17 protein-coding genes and 1 tRNA gene are annotated in these 18953 nt (G+C 30.2%); 15 read left to right on the top strand and 3 right to left on the bottom strand.

What is annotated here, in order from left to right; genetic code table 11:
* The first annotated feature begins 316 nt into the window (after positions 1 to 316).
* From B3630_RS03695 to B3630_RS03655, 9 genes are all read left to right on the top strand, one after another.
* Positions 317 to 1426, top strand: coding sequence for a peptidase S41 (locus B3630_RS03695; protein WP_346895629.1), 1110 nt, complete (start codon positions 317 to 319; stop codon positions 1424 to 1426).
* Between the two features lie 143 nt (positions 1427 to 1569).
* The gene (locus B3630_RS03690) at positions 1570 to 2763 is read left to right on the top strand and encodes a phosphoenolpyruvate hydrolase family protein (RefSeq protein WP_346895627.1); all 1194 of its coding nucleotides are present in this window, start codon (positions 1570 to 1572) and stop codon (positions 2761 to 2763) included.
* A 157-nt stretch (positions 2764 to 2920) separates the two neighbouring features.
* Positions 2921 to 4129, top strand: coding sequence for a Tm-1-like ATP-binding domain-containing protein (locus tag B3630_RS03685; protein WP_346895625.1), 1209 nt, complete (start codon positions 2921 to 2923; stop codon positions 4127 to 4129).
* A 39-nt stretch (positions 4130 to 4168) separates the two neighbouring features.
* Entirely contained in the window at positions 4169 to 4999 is an 831-nt protein-coding gene (locus B3630_RS03680) for a phosphoenolpyruvate hydrolase family protein (protein ID WP_346895623.1), read from the top strand.
* A 192-nt stretch (positions 5000 to 5191) separates the two neighbouring features.
* Positions 5192 to 6325, top strand: coding sequence for a cysteine desulfurase family protein (locus B3630_RS03675; protein ID WP_346895621.1), 1134 nt, complete (start codon positions 5192 to 5194; stop codon positions 6323 to 6325).
* Position 6326: 1 nt separating this feature from the next.
* A complete protein-coding gene (gene thiI / locus B3630_RS03670; RefSeq protein WP_346895619.1) occupies positions 6327 to 7475 on the top strand; it encodes a tRNA uracil 4-sulfurtransferase ThiI in 1149 nt (382 codons plus the stop codon).
* 281 nt (positions 7476 to 7756) lie between these two features.
* Complete coding sequence (locus tag B3630_RS03665) at positions 7757 to 8332, top strand: class I SAM-dependent methyltransferase (protein WP_346895617.1); 576 nt, start codon at positions 7757 to 7759, stop codon at positions 8330 to 8332.
* Entirely contained in the window at positions 8329 to 9192 is an 864-nt protein-coding gene (locus tag B3630_RS03660) for a methyltransferase domain-containing protein (RefSeq protein ID WP_346895615.1), read from the top strand. The genes B3630_RS03665 and B3630_RS03660 overlap by 4 nt, the downstream gene beginning before the upstream one ends.
* A 6-nt stretch (positions 9193 to 9198) precedes the next feature.
* Positions 9199 to 10473, top strand: coding sequence for a radical SAM protein (locus tag B3630_RS03655; protein ID WP_346895613.1), 1275 nt, complete (start codon positions 9199 to 9201; stop codon positions 10471 to 10473).
* A gap of 40 nt (positions 10474 to 10513) precedes the next feature.
* On the opposite strand, the gene B3630_RS03650 is transcribed toward B3630_RS03655, so the two are convergent.
* A complete protein-coding gene (locus B3630_RS03650; protein WP_346895611.1) occupies positions 10514 to 11149 on the bottom strand; it encodes a chloramphenicol acetyltransferase in 636 nt (211 codons plus the stop codon).
* Positions 11150 to 11369: 220 nt separating this feature from the next.
* Positions 11370 to 11445 (bottom strand) — tRNA-Met (locus tag B3630_RS03645).
* Positions 11446 to 11987: 542 nt separating this feature from the next.
* Between B3630_RS03645 and B3630_RS03640 the strand changes: the two genes are divergently transcribed.
* The 6 genes from B3630_RS03640 (at position 11988) to B3630_RS03615 (ending at position 17552) form a co-directional block, all read left to right on the top strand.
* Positions 11988 to 12659 carry a response regulator transcription factor gene (locus B3630_RS03640; RefSeq protein ID WP_346895609.1) on the top strand — a complete coding sequence of 224 codons (672 nt, stop codon included), beginning with the start codon at positions 11988 to 11990 and terminating at the stop codon, positions 12657 to 12659.
* A complete protein-coding gene (locus B3630_RS03635) occupies positions 12647 to 13798 on the top strand; it encodes a HAMP domain-containing sensor histidine kinase (protein ID WP_346895607.1) in 1152 nt (383 codons plus the stop codon). Before B3630_RS03640 ends, B3630_RS03635 begins: the two co-directional genes overlap by 13 nt.
* A gap of 95 nt (positions 13799 to 13893) precedes the next feature.
* Complete coding sequence (locus B3630_RS03630; RefSeq protein WP_346895605.1) at positions 13894 to 15312, top strand: ABC transporter permease; 1419 nt, start codon at positions 13894 to 13896, stop codon at positions 15310 to 15312.
* Between the two features lie 4 nt (positions 15313 to 15316).
* A complete protein-coding gene (locus B3630_RS03625) occupies positions 15317 to 16015 on the top strand; it encodes an ABC transporter ATP-binding protein (RefSeq protein WP_346895603.1) in 699 nt (232 codons plus the stop codon).
* 51 nt (positions 16016 to 16066) lie between these two features.
* Complete coding sequence (locus B3630_RS03620; RefSeq protein ID WP_346895601.1) at positions 16067 to 16435, top strand: hypothetical protein; 369 nt, start codon at positions 16067 to 16069, stop codon at positions 16433 to 16435.
* Positions 16436 to 16712: 277 nt separating this feature from the next.
* On the top strand, positions 16713 to 17552 hold the full coding sequence (locus B3630_RS03615; RefSeq protein ID WP_346895599.1) for a hypothetical protein: 840 nt from the start codon (positions 16713 to 16715) through the stop codon (positions 17550 to 17552).
* A 30-nt stretch (positions 17553 to 17582) separates the two neighbouring features.
* Here the strand turns inward: B3630_RS03615 and B3630_RS03610 are convergent, their stop codons facing one another.
* Positions 17583 to 18932 carry a DUF4317 domain-containing protein gene (locus B3630_RS03610; RefSeq protein ID WP_346895597.1) on the bottom strand — a complete coding sequence of 450 codons (1350 nt, stop codon included), beginning with the start codon at positions 18930 to 18932 and terminating at the stop codon, positions 17583 to 17585.
* Between the last annotated feature and the right edge of the window lie 21 nt (positions 18933 to 18953).

Raw genomic sequence — 18953 nt, 5'->3', positions numbered from 1 at the left:
CAGTTTTAGTAATAAACTTAAACTGGAGTTTGTTTTTTATTAAACTATTTATATACAGAACTATTAAACTATAAATATATGAACCTATTTAGCTATTTAACTATTTGTTGTAGCCATGCGAGTTTCAGGGGTTTTCCTATTTTGAAAGCGGGATTAAGTATACTTAAACAATGGATAAATAATATGATCTAATATAGGAATCATATTTTTAAATATAACTATTTAAGCATTAGATTTTATGTTAAAGTCTTAGTAACATGATTAATTTAGGAATTGTTTACTAAAGGGACATAAATAAAGAGGTGAGCGTAATATTGTGAAAAGCCAGTGGGAAGAAAAATGGTTAGAAGATATAGAGTTTCTCAGAGAAAATCTCATAGAAAAGCATAAAAATTTATTTTTTAATATAAGTAGGGAAGAGTTTGATAGTAGGATAGATAAATTAAAGTCAATGATATGTGACCTTGATTATGAAGAGATGAAGGTAGAGATTTCAAGGGTAGTTGCCTCAATTGGAGATGCCCATACATCAGTTGCATTTCCAGCTAATAAGTATTTGCCTATTAAGTTTTATTGGTTTGAGGATGGAATATATATAATAAGAACTAGTGAAGTTTATAAGGATTTATTATTTAATAAGGTTGTAGCAATTGAGGATGTTAGCATGGATAAAATTCTTCATGAACTTTCAGAAATTATATCCTTTGAAAATGAATATTTTTTTAAGGCTCAGAGTATGAAGTATATGCAGGTTGCAGAAGTTTTATATGGATTATTGATATCAGATTCTATGGATAATATAAAAATAACAACAGAACACAATACAGTTAAAGTTAAAACAGTTAATATTAGTGAACTAAAATATCCAGGCAGTCAATTGCCCTTATATGCAATAAGGCATAATGAGAATTTGTGGTATGAATATTTAGAAGATAAAGAGGAACTTTACATAAAGTATAATTATTGTAGGGAAGAGGGAAATATAAAAATTAGTACAAAAATAGCAGAGATTATAAACTTTATAGAGAAAAATTCTATTTGTAGAATCACTATAGATTTAAGAAATAATATTGGTGGGGATTCCAGATTATTAGAACCTTTATTATACTATATAAAAAATAATCTTAGAATTAATAATAAGGAAAATCTGAAAGTAATAATAGGAAGAGAGACTTTTTCATCAGGATTACTTAATGCTTATGAATTCAAGTTTGAGACAAACTGTGTTATTTGGGGTGAACCTTCAGGAGGAAAACCTAATTGTTATGGGGAGATATTAAGATTTGTTTTACCAAATAGTAAATTTAGTGTTAGCTACTCAACTCGATATTATAAATTGATAGGTGATGATAGTACCATGTCTCTGTATCCAGATAAGATGGTATATGAAAAAATTGAGGATTATATAAATTTGGGAGAGATATAAATGAATAAATAAGATATACTATTTAAAAAATAAAGAGGGTGTGTTTAGTTATTGTATTGAAATAATGTTAGTGGAAAAAAGCCTTAACCATTGAAATTGATCCGGCTGTTTCTTTTTAATGAAAAAATAAGGAGTTCGAAAGCATGAAAAGAAAAAAGTTATTAGAGAATATCAATATACAAATAAAGAATGGAAATCGTATTATTGGTGTAGCAACAGGTACAGGAATGACGGCAAAATATGCTAAAAAGGGGGGAGCTGATTTTATTTTAGTGTTAAATTCGGGTAGATTTCGGCAAATGGGGAGAAGCTCATTGGCAGGTTATTTACCATTTTGTAATAGCAATGATATGGTAATGGACTTTGCTTCAAAAGAGATAATACCATTGGTAAAAGATATGCCTATTATATTTGGACTCAATGCAACGGACCCTCTAAAGAATATGGAAAGTTACATAGATAAAATAAAGGATATGGGCTTTTCAGGTATTAATAACTATCCTACAGTTGGACTTATAGACAGTCAGTTCGGTGAAGCTCTTGAAGAAGAAGGATGTGATTATTTAATTGAAGTAGAAGCAATAAGAATAGCTAATGAAAAAGACATGTTTACAGTTGCCTTTGTATTTAATGAATTACAGGCGGAGCAGATGATTATTGCAGGTGCTGACGTCATTTGCGTACATTTAGGTCTAACAGGAGGAGGATTGTTGGGAGCAAAAAAAGTCTTCTCACTGGAAGCTGCAAAGGTTAAAGCGGAACAGATATTTAATAGATGTAATGAGTTAAAGCCACAGGTAATTAAATTGATATATGGTGGACCTGTAAAAACACCAATTGATGTTCAGTACATGTATAGTAATATCGAAGACTTAATGGGATATATAGGTGGATCAACATTTGAAAGAATTCCATCGGAGAAGTTCATTACAAACATAACAAAGGCTTTTAAAGTTTCAACTCAGTTAGATGAAGATGATTTAATGATCAAAATGTTAGATGGGATTACAAAGCACTATAATTATGTTGAATTTGTAAAAGAGTACGTTGCTCAAAATTATATGAATGATATTTCATTTCTAGATTTAGCCAAAGTAGCTCATGTATCTAGAGGATACTTAAGCAGTTTGTTTAAAAAAGAAGTTGGTTGTAGTTTTCCAGAGTATCTAGTTAAATTTCGTGTAAATAAAGCAGCAGAAATTATAAATAAAGAGAATATCCAATTGTCAGACTTAGCATCATTAGTTGGTTATAAAGATTATGTGCAGTTTAGCAAAATGTTTAAAAAGTATAAGGGGTGTTCGCCAAAACAATATAAATTTAGAAATATGACATAAACACAAAAACATAGTACATAACAACTTTTACATAAAGGGACGAAAAAAGTATGATTAACTTATAAAGAATATAATTTCTATAAGAACGTTATCTTATTGATGTATCTAGCATTGTATAGACTAGGTAAAATCAAATTTATGTATGGAGGTTAAAGCAATGAAGACAATCGCTATTGCAGGAACATTTGACACTAAAGGCACTGAATACTTATACGTAAAAGAACTAATTGAAGGTTTGGGTTTATGTACTTTTACCATTCATACCGGTGTATTTGAGCCAGCTTTTGAACCAGATGTATCAAACAATGAAGTTGCAAAGGCAGCAGGCTCAGACATAGAAACTCTAGTTTCCAAAAAAGATAGGGCATTAGCAACAGAAGTATTATCAAAAGGTATGGAGAAGTTATTACCTGAATTATATAAACAGGGTAAGTTTGATGGTATTATATCCTTTGGTGGAACTGGAGGAACTTCATTAGTAACTCCAGCTATGAGGGCATTGCCTATAGGTGTTCCAAAGATTATGGTTTCAACGGTTGCTTCAGGCAATACTGAACCTTATGTAGGTACCAGCGATATTATTATGATGCCTTCTGTGGTGGATGTTGCAGGTCTTAACTCGATTTCAACAAGGATCTTTACAAATGCAGTATTTGCAATTGCAGGTATGGTTAAGTTTGAAAATACAAAAGTCGTAGAGGAAAGGCCATTAGTTGCTGCAACTATGTTCGGCGTAACAACTCCATGTATAACAGCTGCAAGGGAATACCTTGAAAAGAGAGGTTATGAAGTTCTTGTATTTCATGCAACAGGTGTAGGTGGACGTTCAATGGAAGCACTTATCAATGGAGGCTTTATTGAAGGCGTATTAGACCTTACTACCACAGAATGGGCAGATGAAGTTATCGGTGGTGTTTTAAATGCAGGACCTCATCGTTTAGAGGCAGCAGGCAAAAATCAAATACCACAGGTTGTATCAGTAGGTGCCATTGATATGTGTAATTTTGGACCATATGAAACAGTTCCAGAGAAGTTTATAACACGTAACTTATATAAACATAATCCTTCAGTAACGCTTATGAGAACAAACAAAGAGGAAAATGAAGCGATTGGTATGAGACTGGTTGAAAAATTAAATCTAGCTAAAGGAAAAACAGCTTTATTCATACCCCTAAAAGGAGTATCTGCTATTGATGTAGAAGGTCAGCCTTTTTATGGTCCAGAAGAGGATGAAGTATTATTTAATATATTAAAAAATGGTGTAAACAGAAATGTTGTAGAAGTAGTAGAAATGAATTGCGCCATTAATGAAGTAGAGTTTGCAGAAGCTGCAGCACAAAAATTAATAGATATGATGAAAAAATAGTAAATTAATAAATCTAAATAATAAAAGGAGGCTTTATTGATGAATACAATGACAAGAAACGAAATTATGACAAAGTTCAAGGAACAGGTTAAAAATGGGCAAACATTATTAGGTGTAGGAGCTGGTACAGGTATTACGGCAAAATTCAGTGAAGCTGGTGGAGCAGATATGCTTATAGTTTACAATTCAGGCAGATACAGAATGGCAGGAAGAGGTTCTCTTGCAGGATTATTATCCTATGGAGATGCTAATCAGATTGTAGTTGAAATGGGAGCAGAAGTACTTCCAGTTGTAAAAAGTACTCCAGTTCTTGCTGGTGTTTGTGGAACTGACCCATTCAGAGTAATGGATATTTTTCTTAAACAATTAAAAGCACAAGGTTTTGCAGGGGTTCAAAACTTCCCTACAGTAGGATTAATTGATGGTGTATTTAGACAGAACCTAGAAGAGACTGGAATGGGTTATGATTTAGAAGTTGAAATGATAAGAAAAGCACATGAACTGGATATGCTTACAACTCCTTATGTATTTGACCCTGACCAAGCAAGAGTAATGGCAGAAGCTGGTGCTGATATATTAGTTGCACACATGGGATTAACTACAAAAGGTACAATAGGAGCACAAACAGCACTTACACTTGATGACTGTGTAGAGAGAATTGAAGCTATTATTAAAGCAGGAAGAGAAGTTAACCCTGACATTATGGTAATCTGTCATGGCGGACCTATTGCGGAGCCAGAAGATGCTGCATATGTAATAGAAAAAACAGAAGGAATTGACGGTTTCTTTGGTGCTTCAAGCATTGAAAGGTTTGCAGCGGAAAAAGGAATAAAATCACAAACAGAAGCGTTTAAAGCAATAAGTAAATAACAAATACTTAATTATAATAATAGCCATCAGTTTATTAAACTGATGGCTATTATTATTAAGAAAATTATGGTGGTATTTTCTCTAACTATTAATGTGCTAAAATTAATGCTCTATCACACTTTTTTCAAAAGTTTGTTGCTGTTAAGGAATTATTTGATATAATAAGTAGAATAATAGATTAGGAGTGGTTTTATGCAAGTATATTTTGATAATAGTGCCACCACTGAGCCTTATGATGAGGTAATAGATGCTGTGGTACATACAATGAAAAATAATTTTGGAAATCCTTCATCCGCTCATGGTTTAGGCCTTAAGGCAGAAATAGCGCTTAATGAATCAAGAGATAAAATAGCTAAGACTATTAATTGTACCAAGGATGAAATAATATTTACTTCTGGTGGTAGTGAAAGCAATAATTTTTTAGTAAAAGGTTTTACTGGGTTAGGTGCGCACATAATAACTAGTGAAATTGAACATCCTAGCGTACTTAATACCTTTAGGGAATTAGAGGCAGCAGGGACTAAGGTTATTTATTTAAAGGTTGATAATAAGGGGCGTATATCTCTAGAAGAACTAAAAAATAGCATAAATAGTGACACTAGATTAGTAAGCATAATCCATGTTAATAATGAGCTGGGAGTTGTACAGGATATAGAAGCTATAGGAACTATAATAAAGGAAAAAAGTCCTAGAGTTAAGTTCCATGTAGATGCGGTCCAAAGCTATGGAAAGTTTAAAATAGATGTAAAAAAAGCTCAAATAGATTTGTTATCCGTTAGTGGTCATAAAATTCATGGTCCTAGGGGAGTTGGTTTTTCCTACATAAAAAAAGGATTTAATCCTAAGGCTTTAATAAGTGGTGGTGGACAGGAGAGAAACTTTAGATCAGGCACAGAAAATTTACCGGGTATTATAGGCTTTGTAAAGTCTTCAGATATTATATATAATAATGTTCAACTTAATTATTTAAAGGTAAGTGAGCTTAAAGAATACTTTATAGAAAGACTTAGAGATATAAAAGATATAGTGATAAACAGTCCTTGTGAGGATTACTTCAGTCCTTATATTTTAAGTGTTTCCTTTATAGGTGTAAGAGGAGAAGTGCTACTACATCTTTTAGAGGAAAAGGGAATATATGTTTCCACTGGTTCTGCCTGTTCCGCAAAGAAACAAGGAGATAGCCATGTGCTTAAAGCTATAGGCCTTAATACCCAGGAAACGAAGGGAACCATAAGGTTTAGCTTTAATGAGTTTAATACAAAAGAAGAAGTAGATTATACTATAGAAGTACTAGAAAAAAGTTTGAAATTTTTAAGGAGAAAATAATATGAGAAAACTATTACTTATTAAATACGCATCGGAAATTTTTTTAAAAGGATTAAATAGAAAAATCTTTGAAAAAAAGCTCATGAAAAATATAGATTCAGTACTTAAGGGATGTAGCTATGAATTTATAAACGATCAAGGAAGGTGGTTCCTCTATAGTGAAGATTTGGAGGAGGTAATGTCAAAAGTAAAAAGAGTTTTTGGCGTTTCTGAAGTTTGTTTAGTTACGGAAGTAGAACCTACCATGGAAGCTATCAGTGCCCAAGCGGTTGTGGAGGCTGAGGATTTTGGAGAAACTACCTTCAAAGTTGAAAGTAATCGAGCAAATAAAGCCTTTCCTTTAAATTCTATGGAGATGAGTCGTGAAATTGGTGCTGTAGTCTTAAACGCTGTAGAGGGATTAACGGTAGATGTTCATAAACCACAAAGAATAATAAATGTGGAAGTAAGAAAAAGGGCTTATGTATATTCTAAAAGGGTAAGAGCTGTAGGAGGAATGCCTTATGGCACCAATGGTAGTACTATGCTCATGCTTTCTGGCGGTATAGATTCTCCTGTTGCTGGATATATGATGGCAAGACGTGGGGTAGAATTGAATGCTATTTATTTCCACAGCCATCCTTACACTAGTGAAAGAGCTAAAGAGAAAGTAAAGGACTTGGCAAGACTACTAAGGGGCTACACTGGGAAAATCAATCTTTATGTGGCACCTTTCACTAATATTCAAATGGATATAATAGAAAAATGCCCTGAAGATGAGCTTACTATAATAATGAGAAAATTTATGATGAGAGTTGCCTGTGCTGTAGCGGGAAAATATAATATAAACTCTGTAACCACCGGGGAAAGCATAGGCCAGGTAGCAAGTCAAACTATGGAGGGACTCATGGTCAGCAATGACGTGGCAGATAGGCCAGTGTTTAGACCTCTTATAGCCATGGATAAAATAGATATCATGGATATAGCTAGAGATATTGGAACTTATGAAACATCTATACTTCCTTACGAAGACTGCTGTACAATATTTGTACCAAAGCATCCCAAAATAAAACCTAGAGTGGACTTAATAAGGAATTCTGAAAGTGCACTGGATATAGATAGACTTGTTCAAGAATGTATAGATAATATGGAGATATATAACGATCTTTAATAATTGAGGTTAAGACATCTTAAAAAATAAATAAGTAAAAGGATGCAGAAATTATAAACTGCATTCTTTTTTTAGACAAAAATTTGGATAATCATAGTAAAATGTCGTCTCTGGCTTAATAGTATAGTCATTTACTGTGAAACTAAATATGATATGTTTTTTAAACAGAGTCTTAATAAAAGGTTTTGATTACCTTATAAGTTAATTGTTGTGTAATAGCTTGTGTAAGAATGTTATAATATATTTAGTTAATATTTTTCATGGTGAAGGGCAGGGTGTCTATGGGAAATACAAAGGATTTTGATAAGGTTTATAAATATTATGATAAGTTTATGGCTATTTTTAACCTATATAAGCTTAAAGATATAGAAGATGCAGCCAGTATTGATGAAGATGAAGTGGTTGTAGATATAGGGGGAGGCACTGGCTTTTTGGCTAATCATATTTGTAATAGCTGTAACACTGTATATGTCCTTGATGAAAGTGAGAAGATGCTTTCAAGAGTAGAGGAAAGAGGTAATGTTAAAGTTATAAAAGGTAATGCTTTAAGTACGCCCTTTCACAGCGGTTCTATAGATACAGTTATAATCAGTGATGTTTTTCATCATATCAAAGAACAAGAGGAGCTCATTGCTGAAATAAGTAGGATACTAAAGGATAGTGGAAAAATAGTTATTATGGATTTTCACAAAAATCATATAAGAACCAGGCTGTTAAGAGTATTTGAATTTATTCTCTTCGGAAGATTGTTTTTTAGAACTAAAGATGAAATTAAGGTTTTACTTGAAGAACATTTTCATATAAGTAAGGTTTATGATAAGGGCTATTATTTTATATTTGTAGGTGAGAAAATATGATAAATAAAATGGTATTTTACTTAAAGGTTGGCTATAAACTCTTTAAAAAAGAAGTTGTAAGCAAAGAAGATTATAGAGCAGAGTACGATAAAGTTTCTGATACCTATAATCATTGGCTCAAAGAAATGGGAACACATTCTGATAATATTATTCATTCAAAGTATATAGACCCAAATAAGGAATTGAAAATACTAGATTTTGCTTGTGGAACAGGATATATAACTAAGGTCCTTTTAGATAAATCTGAAAAGTATAAAATCACAGCTGTAGACCAATCAAGTAAAATGCTTGAGAAGTTAAACGCTGTTAATAAGGAGAAGGTTACTATTATTAATAGTGATGGTATTGAATTTTTGAAAAAATCTAATGAAAAATTTGATGTGATATTTTTTGGTTGGGCACTTTCTTATTTCAATCATCATGAATTATTTAAGCTATTTAATAGTGCTTTAAAACCCCAGGGGATATTAGCTATAATTACAAATGTTCATGGAACTTTAGATAAGATAGAGGAAATATTTCTAGAAGTGATGAGAGAGAGGGAAAAGGAAGTAATTAAACCTATGGATATAAGATTAAATTTACCAAAGGGGAAGAAAGGTTTAGTTAAATGGTGCAGGCAGTACAATTTTAAGGTTTTAGAAATAGATGAAGGTGAAGTGTTTTTTAGATTTAAGAATCCAGAGGAACTTATGGAGTGGTTAAATATAACTGGTGCCTTGGCAGGTACTAAGAAGATCTTTAATAATTATAATGAAGTTGAACCTCTTATAGTGGAAAAAATAAGGAAAGAGAAATATAAAAATGAAGCTTATGAAATAAATCATAAATTTGCCTATGGAGTATTTAGAAAGGAATAGAAATGTATGAGCATAAATAATTTAAAAATCATGTCTCAAATGACTATTGATAAAAATGTTATAAGGAGTATATTTGACATTTACAATATTCTAAGGGAAGATAAGCAGTTTTATCTATTAAAATATATAAAAATGATGAGAAGTTTTATAAAGGGTGAAAAGCTAGTGAAGCATGAGGACAAGTATATACTGAGTACATTTTTACCACCCTTTCCATCTAAGTCCTTTATACAAAATGTACTAGCAGTTCATGAGCCTAAAAACATATTTACAAAGCAAATCTATGCAGAGAGAACTGCACCTATTTCTATGTATTTATGTATAACACATAAATGTCCTAATAATTGTGTTTATTGTAGTGCAAAAAGTAGACAATTAGGAGAAGAGTTATCAAAGGAACAATGGATTAAGGTTATACAGGAGCTTCAAGAAATGTGTACTCCTATTATTGGAATTACTGGAGGAGAGCCCATGGCACGTGAAGATATATTTGATATAGTAAGAAGTATAGATAATAGAAGTACATCTATTCTATTTACCAGTGGGTTTAATCTAAGCTATGAAAAAGCAAAAAAGTTAAAGGATAGTGGTCTATTTGGCATTGGAATAAGTTTAGATTCTCATGAAAAAGATGTACATAATAAAAATAGAAATAATGAGAATGCCTTTGATTATGCTATTGAAGCTCTTAGAAATGCAAATAAAGCAGGGTTATATGTAATGGCACAAACCGTTATATTGAAAGAAAATCTTGATGAGGAAGAGTTATTTAAGTTATTTAAATTTGCTAAGGATAATGGGGCTCATGAAGTTAAGATACTTGAACCTATCTTAAGTGGCAATCTTTTAACAGAAAAACAATTAAATAGTGTAATGTATAGTGAAAGTGATAGAGAAAAGCTTATAAAATTGCAACATAACGCAAATAAAAGGAGTGATTTACCTAAGATAAGTACCTTTGCTTATACAGAAAGTGAATTTAAATTTGGTTGTGGAGCAGGAAATCAACATTCCTATATAAGTGCTTCGGGAGAATTATATCCATGTGATTTTGTGCCTATGAACTTTGGAAATGTAAAAGAAGAATCTATAAAAAAACTATGGATTGAAATGAAAAATCATATAGGCAAGCCTAAAATTGGATGCTTTGCGCAAAAAGTGAATAGGGAAGTATTTAAGCAATCAGAAGGGATACTTCCACTTAGTAAGGAAAAGGCAATAGATATCTGTAATAAGAATAAAAGTGATAGATATCCTAAATATTATAGGGATTTGCAGTAAGGAAATTAAAGGGGCTTTTGAAAAGCTCCTTTAACATGTTTTATAAATATTTTGAAGGATTATCTAAAATATCTTGAATTACACTAAAATATTGTCCTACATGTAAGCCATCAACTAAGGCATGGTGTACCTGAACAGACAGTGGTAACTTAATTTTACCATTTTCTTTAAAGTATTTCCCCCAGGCTATTCTTGGAATACTGTCAACATGATTCATCTGAATTGGGTGGGTTACACCAGTAAATGAAACCCAAGGAATACTGGTCATATATAAGAGATCATCACAATTAGATTCATCTTCAATAATGATATTATTTTTTATTTTATCTATTTCTTCAGTTGCACTAATTTTAAAATCATTGAACTGATTTATGAATTTTGCTCTACAAAAACTAAATACTTCATCTTGTCCCATTGCAGTAAAAGCAGGGTTTATAGATTCATGCTCAACCACCTTATCTTCTCTTATCCTATATCTAAATTCTTTTATTTCATTTGCTGCTTTTGTAGCTACATAGATAAAGGATATAAAAAATGGGATTTTATTTTCTTTAATATAGCTATAAAATTTTGTAATATCTACATTACCGCAGATATTAAAATGTGGGTAATCAAAGCCCTTAAAAAAATTATAGTGGTCTTTTCTTTTCCAGCTTTCTATATCTATAAATTTCATTAATATATCACTCTCCATAAAAATAGTAAATTTCCACAATTCGAATAATACAAATGTAGAATTAATGGATACTTAAAAATCTCATAGTCAACTTTTAAACTAAATTACAATGCATAACATTACAATTATATCATTTATACCACTAAGTTTAAATTAAGAAGTTAGGCTAAAAAATAACTCATAAATAAAAAGATTCTATATTAAATATAGAATCTTTTTATGGTTGCGGGAGCAGGACTTGAACCTACGACCTTCGGGTTATGAGCCCGACGAGCTGCCAACTGCTCCATCCCGCGATATTAAGTTCTTAAGTGTTTCCTTAAGCTTCTTACTCAGTATAGTACTATTAGTGAGATAAGTCAATGGTATTAGCAAAAGAAATATTATATTTTTACGTGTATAATTTAATGAAGATATTTCATTAAGATTTATACATCTAAATAGTCATATTTAAAAGAGAGAAGAGTATGTTAAATTCATTAATAAAATTATCCCAGAAAAATCTAATTGAGCATATTTTTGAATAGAAAGCATTGCTATAATTATCATAGTAAAGTTTTTAAAAATTCTTTCATAAAATATGTGCATATATGAAGGAAGATAATTATCTAATGTCTTAGTTATTGATTTGTTGTTAATACTATTCATAGAACCAAACATATACTTTCAGATTATTTGTATTGCTATGATTAGTTTGTACAGGATTAAGTCGTTTGGTTCATTATATTTTTTGATAACTAAAATTTAATTATTTGTGAAGTGGTGTTAGTTAACATTAAATAAACATTTAATATGATAAAGTAAAATGATTGAAAAGTTTTAATAAGGAGGAAAGCAAATGAGAGTGTTAGTTATAGAAGATAATATAGAATTATCTACTTCTATGAAAAAATACTTAGAGAAGATGAATTTTAAAGTAGATATTTCAAATACAGGAGAAGATGGTGAAGAAAAAGCAAGTGTGAATGAATATGATGTTATTCTTTTAGACTTAAATCTTCCTGGTATGGATGGAATAGAAGTATTAAGGTGTTTACGCAAAGCTTCAATACACACTCCAGTAATTATCATAACAGCAAGAGACAAAGTAGCTGAATTGGCTTTAGGCTTAGATGCTGGAGCTGATGACTATATAACGAAACCCTTTCAATTATTAGAGATAAGAGCACGAATCCATGCTGTAATAAGGAGGTTTCATGGTCGTACAAATCCAATTATAAATGTAGGAAAATTACAACTTAATCCTATTACCCGCACTGTGAATATAGATAATAAAGAAGTAATATTGGCAGTTAAGGAATTTGATATCCTAGAATACATTTGTTACAAATATCCTGCAGTAGTATCTAGTGAGGAAATTGCAGAGCATATATATGATGAGAACTTTGATCCGTTTTCATCTGTATTACGAGTACATATTGCCAGGCTTAAGAAAAAATTAAGTAATGTGTATGGAGGAGATGTTTTAGTTAATATTAGAGGAAAGGGATATGTTTTATGCGTAGAGTAAATTTAAAAAGTGGGTTAGTTATAGTTATATATTCTTTAATTTTAACTTTAGTTTTGATTTTTGGAATTTACGGTGTCAGGAGTTCATTTAGTAATTTAGAAGAAAGCACATCTATGAAAGATATTAAATATTTTGCTGTAAGTTCTAATTTGGAGGAAAATAGAGCAATTCTTAATGATATAAACTATGGAGAAAATTCATTAGAAAATATATATGGCTATGTAGAAACTATTAATAGTATAATTTTAAGATCCAACAGATTAACTGATGCTAGCGAAATTGGAAGAGTATATTTAAGTATTGGATTTGAAAATATAGCAGTGACTATTTTAATGTTTTTTTCTATTTTTATAATAGCATCCATTTTGTTGTGGATAACCTTAAATAAGATTCATGATAAAGAGATTGAAAATATAGTTAATAAGCTTAATGATATAGACGATGACTTCGATCCAGCTTTGATAAGTAGATCTTTTGGCATTGCATATGAAAATATAAAGGATAAATTTAATCAAACTTTGGATGAATATAAGAGATTAAATTCCTATTTATCACATGAACAAAAAAATGCTATAGCAATTTTAAGGACTAACTTAGAAATAGATAATAATCAAGAATATCTTAAATTTATAGATAATATTTCAGACAGCATAGATGATGTTTTAACTTTAAGTGATGTAAAAATTGATAAAGGTTTGACCGAAGTAGATGTTTCATTAATTTGCGCTTCTATTTGTGATGGTTATAGGAAGACATACAGAAATATTGAGTTTGATTTTGATGATGAAAGTAATACTATAATTTTAGCCAAAGAAAGATGGATATATCGTGCTATAAGTAATCTAGTTGATAATGCAGTAAAATATGGAGAAGGTAAACCCATTAAAGTATCAGTTGAAAATAAAAAAAATACAGTTGTTATTACAGTTGAAGACCAGGGTATTGGTATGGATAAGAATTCTATTGGAAAAATATTCAATAATAAATATAGAATTAATGAATTAAATAAGGATGGTTATGGAATAGGATTAAGCTTAGTATCTCATGTATGTGATCTCTGTGATGGTTTTGTAATTGTAGATAGTGAAATAAATAAAGGATCTTGTTTTTATTTAGCCTTTTCTGAATATAAAATATAATTTTTATTAAATCCTTAGTGGTAGAGTTAACATTGAGTAAACAATCAATTTGTTATACTGTGGATACAATCAAAATTAGAAAAGGAGAGTTTAGGATGTATATATTAAAAAATGCATGTAAAAATTTAACAAGAAATAAAGGACGAAATATTTTACTTGGTGTTATAATGATTGCAATACTTTCATGTGCAGCTATATCAGTTATAATAAACACAGCTTCTAATGAGATAATAAATGGTTATAAAAACAAGTTTGGCTCAGAAGTATTTATTCAGCAAAATGAAAAGAAAATGCAAGAAAAAATGAAAAATGGTGATATGGGAAGCTTTAATGATAGTCCTTCTAATGAGCTTAAAGAAAAGCTTGCTGACTCTGAATATCTTAAAGAAACAATATTTAGTTCTAGTTTTATGGGCTATAGTGATAAGATTAAAGCGCTAGATCAGGATGAGGCTGAAAAAAGAAAAAAAGAATATGGTAATGCAGGTAGCATGATGGCAATAGGAGGAAATAAAAAATCAGAAAATGCTAAAGATGGTTATTTAAACATTTTAGGTGGTATTAATAAAGCAGGGATAGAAGAATTTAATAATGGTACAAGAAAAATCACAGATGGTAAAATGCCAGAAAAAGATGGCGAAGCTATGATAAGTGAAGATTTTGCAAAATTAAATAATTTAAAGATTGGAGATAGTTTTAAATCTCAAAATCCAGATGATCCAGACAATTTTGATCCATTACAATTAACAGTTTCAGGAATATATTATGATGGGTCAAAATCAGATAGTATGGGATTTAAACATCCTATAATCAATAGAAAAAATGAAATTATTACAACCTATGATACTTTAAAAAAATACAATGAAAAAGTGAAAAAAGATAAAGATTTAATTAACTTGGATGCACAATACTATTTGAAAAATCCAGATTTATTAGATGCCTTTAATGAGGAGGCACATAAAAAAGGATTAAGCGATACACTTGAAGTATCTACAGATGCTACATCTTATAATAATATAGTTAAACCTATAGAAGGATTAAAAAAAGTTTCTAATATATTTATGTTTTTAGTTTTAGGTTTTGGTGGTAGTATATTAATCTTAATTTCAATATTAGGTATTCGTGAGAGAAAATATGAAATTGGAGTTTTAAGAGCTATGGGTATGAAGAAAGGAAAAGTAGCTTTAGGTTTAATATTCGAAACATTATTTATGATAGGAATTTCTTTAGGTGTAGGTTTAGGCATAGGTAGTTTATCTGCTCAACCTATTTCTAATATACTTCTGCAAGGTCAGTTAGATGCTCAAAGAGAGGCTTCTACAGGAATGGTATCAATAGCTATGGGTGCAACAAGCTCAGCACCGCCAATAGAAAAATTAGATGTATTTTTAAGTGGCGAAGCTGTTTTAGGAATTACATTAATAGCTCTGTTACTAGGAGCGGTGTCTATAGGTATAGGAATTTTATATATAATGAGATTTGAACCAAGAAAAATATTATCAGAAAGGAATTAATAATATGAGTTTATTAAGTTTAAAAGATGTAAATTATAGATATGAAAATGGGAAAAAAGATGTTTTTAGTAATATAAATATTAACTTCGAAAAAGGAAAAGTTTATGGAATAGTAGGGAAATCAGGAGCAGGAAAAAGTACATTACTTTCTCTAATATCAGGTCTTGATACATGTACTAAGGGAGAAGTTTTATACAAAGACACAAACTTAAAATCAATAGATAAGGATCTATATAGAGCAAATGATATTGGAGTTATATTTCAAGGATATAATTTACTATTGAATGCCACAGCCAAAGAAAATATACTATTATCCATGAATATAAGTAGTGTAAAGGAGAAAAATAAAAATAGTTATGTATATAATTTATTAAAAGATGTTGGAATTGATTTAGATACAGCTAATAGAAAAATCTTAAATTTATCTGGCGGTGAACAACAACGTATAGGAATAGCTAGAGCTATTGCACATAACCCAGATATAATAATTGCAGATGAACCAACAGGTAATTTAGATAACGAGACAGAAGAAAAAATAATGGATATTTTATTATCATTAGCCCATAATCATAATAAATGTGTTATTATAGTCACTCATTCTAAAAAAGTATGCACATATCTTGATGAGATATGGGGATTGCAATCTGGAAAATTGCTATTTATTAAAAGTCAGACTAATAATAAATCTAAGAATCAGGGCTAAATTAAGTGATAAATTAAAATAAATTTAAATTTTAAATAAAAGGAGGTTAATATGATGGCATCAGAAGTTAAGAACACCCCGAAAGGTACGTTTATACTAAATATATGTTCAATAATTATGGGAGTGTTTGCAATATTTAATATCTATACATCATATAAGCATATATCAAATTTAATCTTACAAGGATTTGAGCCAAGCAAGCAATTACCAGAAGTGATTAATTATTATTTGATTTCAGTAACACCTTATGTATTTTACGGAATATGTTTATTTTTACTAGGGTTTATTATAAAACAAATTAGTTATATAGGTAATTGTAATGAAGTCTGTGGTAATGCTGAAAAATCTGTAGTTGAACAAGAAAATAACGATATAGTAGATGATATTTTAGCAGATATAAACTCAAAATATAATAATTAAATATATATTATTAAAAAAATTAAAATCTAGAATGTAGTGTTCAGATATTTGATATATAACTAAAAAGGAGATACCATCTTTAAGGGGTATCTCTTTTAAGTTTATCTAAAGTTACAATAGGGTTAGAGTTTTATCTTTTATAATCACGAACTTATTAATTTGGATTGTAATAGAAAACATAAACTGTAGGTTTATGTTAGTTATGTTTAACTATACTATGTAATATATATAAGTATAGGATTATTTATTACAATATTTAAAAGAGGAGATGTATAATATGAATATTCCTGTTTGGAAATATGTACTTTCTATGGTAACTTATTTTATCTTACTTTTATTCATGATTGAATATATGAGGAAACATCACAAATTTGCAGCTATCTTCTGGGTTGTATCTTTATTTACTTTTCCACTTTGGCTTATGGGAGGCATAAATGGTTGGTTTCGTTGGGCAAAAACATTCAGTGCTATATTGCCACTTATAATAGGTGGATTTTTTCGTGTAGCTGATCAAGAACAATATAAAGGAAAATTCTGGGATTTTATGAGAAAGGATTGGATCGTTTGGTTCATTTATGCGGTACTATTCTTAAATATTGCCGAAGCTACCATAAAAGATGTTACTTTAAAAAACTATGGTAATGCGCTTTGTGGATTATTATTATGTTTTACTATTCCATTCCCAAATGGACGAAAATTCTTTAAATTAAGTGATGAAGATAATAGTATGTTTATAGCTTATACAACTATAGCTTGGAATTTATTATATACAACTTGGAATTTATGCTTTGTATATGGTGAAACTGGTAAATACTTTGCTAGCTCTATATGCATATTATTGGCAGCAGAAATATATCCAATTATTAAAAGAAAACCTGAACTTTATATAGCAGCTCGTATATATACCTTATCTGCTCACGTACTAATTAGAGCTTGTTTACCTAACTTATTCCCGGCTGTAATGGATGCATCATCATGGTTTAATGCAGATATATTATATGGGTGGGGAATATTTAACGGTATAATAATAATTCCTTATGCTTTCTGGTATATATGGCAACTACATTCAGGTAAGGCTGAAGTAAGCTTCATTAGAAGTAATACTTCAGCAATGTAGATAGTAAATCTATATTTATTTTCAGATACCTTAAACCAAATGATCTAAGCCGTTAACTGCAGTTTGTTCATTCTCATTAATAGGAATAACTATGCATTTTTGGCCATCAATTATTTGAGATTTTATTTGAGGTATCTTTTCAGGTTTTACTTGAAGTATAACGTCATAGTCAGGAGCATCCTTATTATCTTCTGAATTTATATCCAAAGCTTTCTCTAAATTAGTTTCTAAAGTTTCTTCTAAAATCACATTATCATCATTAACTTCTGTAGACAGGAGCGTTTCACTATCTACAGAAGTTTCTTGTTTAACTTCCTCCAGTTTAGTTTGAAGTATTTCTACTTGTTTTTGAAGGTGTTCTTCCTTCTTTCTTTGGGCATTTACCTTAAGTGCCTTTGAATCAATTAAATTTTCTGCTAAAGGAAGATCATCACCAAAGTTTTCTACATAGGATTCTTCAATCTTAGAAGTGATTTCTTCTGGAACTCCACTTTCTATTAAAAGGTTTTGTATATCCTTCTTTGTTAAGCTTATAGGTTCACAATCTGCATCATCATATATAGCATTGTATTCCTCTACCATAGCACTTAGATTTTCTTGTACTTCCATAAAAATTTTATCAGCCTTCTTTTCTTCAGTACTAAAAGAATCTTTAATAATTGACTCAAATGTTTCTTTTTGCAAGGTAGCAGTTTGTTTTGAATAACAACCCAAGGCATTTTCCATTAATTCAGGATGGGTATCCTTTGCATTTTTGGTGTAATACATAATAGAGTTGACATCTGAACTACGCTCAATAAAAGCAGGAAACATAAAGCCATTAGTTGGAGCATCAACTACCCAATCTCTAATACGTGCTTTTATTTTATTTTCTTCTTCAAAGTATCTAAGACCAGGCTCAGAAAGTGAAACAGGGCATATTGCACATAACACATATTCATATACTTCTTCAGATTCATCTAACTTTGCATTATCAGTGGTTTTAGTAATAATATCATAAGCGTCATGAAAAATAAGTATTATAAAATTACCGGTAAAATCATAATTATCAATAATTAAATTATAAAAATTATCAAGGAGGTCATCATCTTTTAATTGGCTTTTTTTAAGCTGCATAAGAGAAATTTGTCTTTCATTCACATAGTCTTCATTAATTGGAAAGGTAAGTTCTAAAATATTATTTCCAATAGTTCCAGACAGTACTTTTTTAGCAATTTCTAAGTACTTAAAGTATTCATCCTCATCTAAATTTAGAAAAGATTCTCTAAACTTTAAAATGATATTTTTTTCTCCATTAACATAGCAACCACACAACTTAGTGAAGGTACAATGATCTTTTTTCAACCGTCTTTTTAACTCAAGTATATCTTTTTTTCTCATATATAAACTCCTCAATCTAGT

The sequence above is a fragment of the Clostridium sp. UBA7503 genome, assembly GCF_002477055.1.
GTDB classification, from domain to species: Bacteria; Bacillota; Clostridia; order Clostridiales; family Clostridiaceae; genus Clostridium_J; species Clostridium_J sulfidigenes.
The sequence above is the reverse complement of the archived record's forward strand: the minus strand, read 5'-3'. Positions and strand labels throughout refer to the sequence as shown.

Coding starts and splice junctions, on each gene's coding strand:
- B3630_RS03690 (WP_346895627.1), top strand. CDS start 1,570: ATGAAAAGAAAAAAGTTATTAGAGAATATCAATATACAAATAAAGAAT.
- B3630_RS03685 (WP_346895625.1), top strand. CDS start 2,921: ATGAAGACAATCGCTATTGCAGGAACATTTGACACTAAAGGCACTGAA.
- B3630_RS03680 (WP_346895623.1), top strand. CDS start 4,169: ATGAATACAATGACAAGAAACGAAATTATGACAAAGTTCAAGGAACAG.
- B3630_RS03675 (WP_346895621.1), top strand. CDS start 5,192: ATGCAAGTATATTTTGATAATAGTGCCACCACTGAGCCTTATGATGAG.
- thiI (WP_346895619.1), top strand. CDS start 6,327: ATGAGAAAACTATTACTTATTAAATACGCATCGGAAATTTTTTTAAAA.
- B3630_RS03665 (WP_346895617.1), top strand. CDS start 7,757: ATGGGAAATACAAAGGATTTTGATAAGGTTTATAAATATTATGATAAG.
- B3630_RS03660 (WP_346895615.1), top strand. CDS start 8,329: ATGATAAATAAAATGGTATTTTACTTAAAGGTTGGCTATAAACTCTTT.
- B3630_RS03655 (WP_346895613.1), top strand. CDS start 9,199: ATGAGCATAAATAATTTAAAAATCATGTCTCAAATGACTATTGATAAA.
- B3630_RS03650 (WP_346895611.1), bottom strand. CDS start 11,149: ATGAAATTTATAGATATAGAAAGCTGGAAAAGAAAAGACCACTATAAT.
- B3630_RS03640 (WP_346895609.1), top strand. CDS start 11,988: ATGAGAGTGTTAGTTATAGAAGATAATATAGAATTATCTACTTCTATG.
- B3630_RS03635 (WP_346895607.1), top strand. CDS start 12,647: ATGCGTAGAGTAAATTTAAAAAGTGGGTTAGTTATAGTTATATATTCT.
- B3630_RS03630 (WP_346895605.1), top strand. CDS start 13,894: ATGTATATATTAAAAAATGCATGTAAAAATTTAACAAGAAATAAAGGA.
- B3630_RS03625 (WP_346895603.1), top strand. CDS start 15,317: ATGAGTTTATTAAGTTTAAAAGATGTAAATTATAGATATGAAAATGGG.
- B3630_RS03620 (WP_346895601.1), top strand. CDS start 16,067: ATGATGGCATCAGAAGTTAAGAACACCCCGAAAGGTACGTTTATACTA.
- B3630_RS03615 (WP_346895599.1), top strand. CDS start 16,713: ATGAATATTCCTGTTTGGAAATATGTACTTTCTATGGTAACTTATTTT.
- B3630_RS03610 (WP_346895597.1), bottom strand. CDS start 18,932: ATGAGAAAAAAAGATATACTTGAGTTAAAAAGACGGTTGAAAAAAGAT.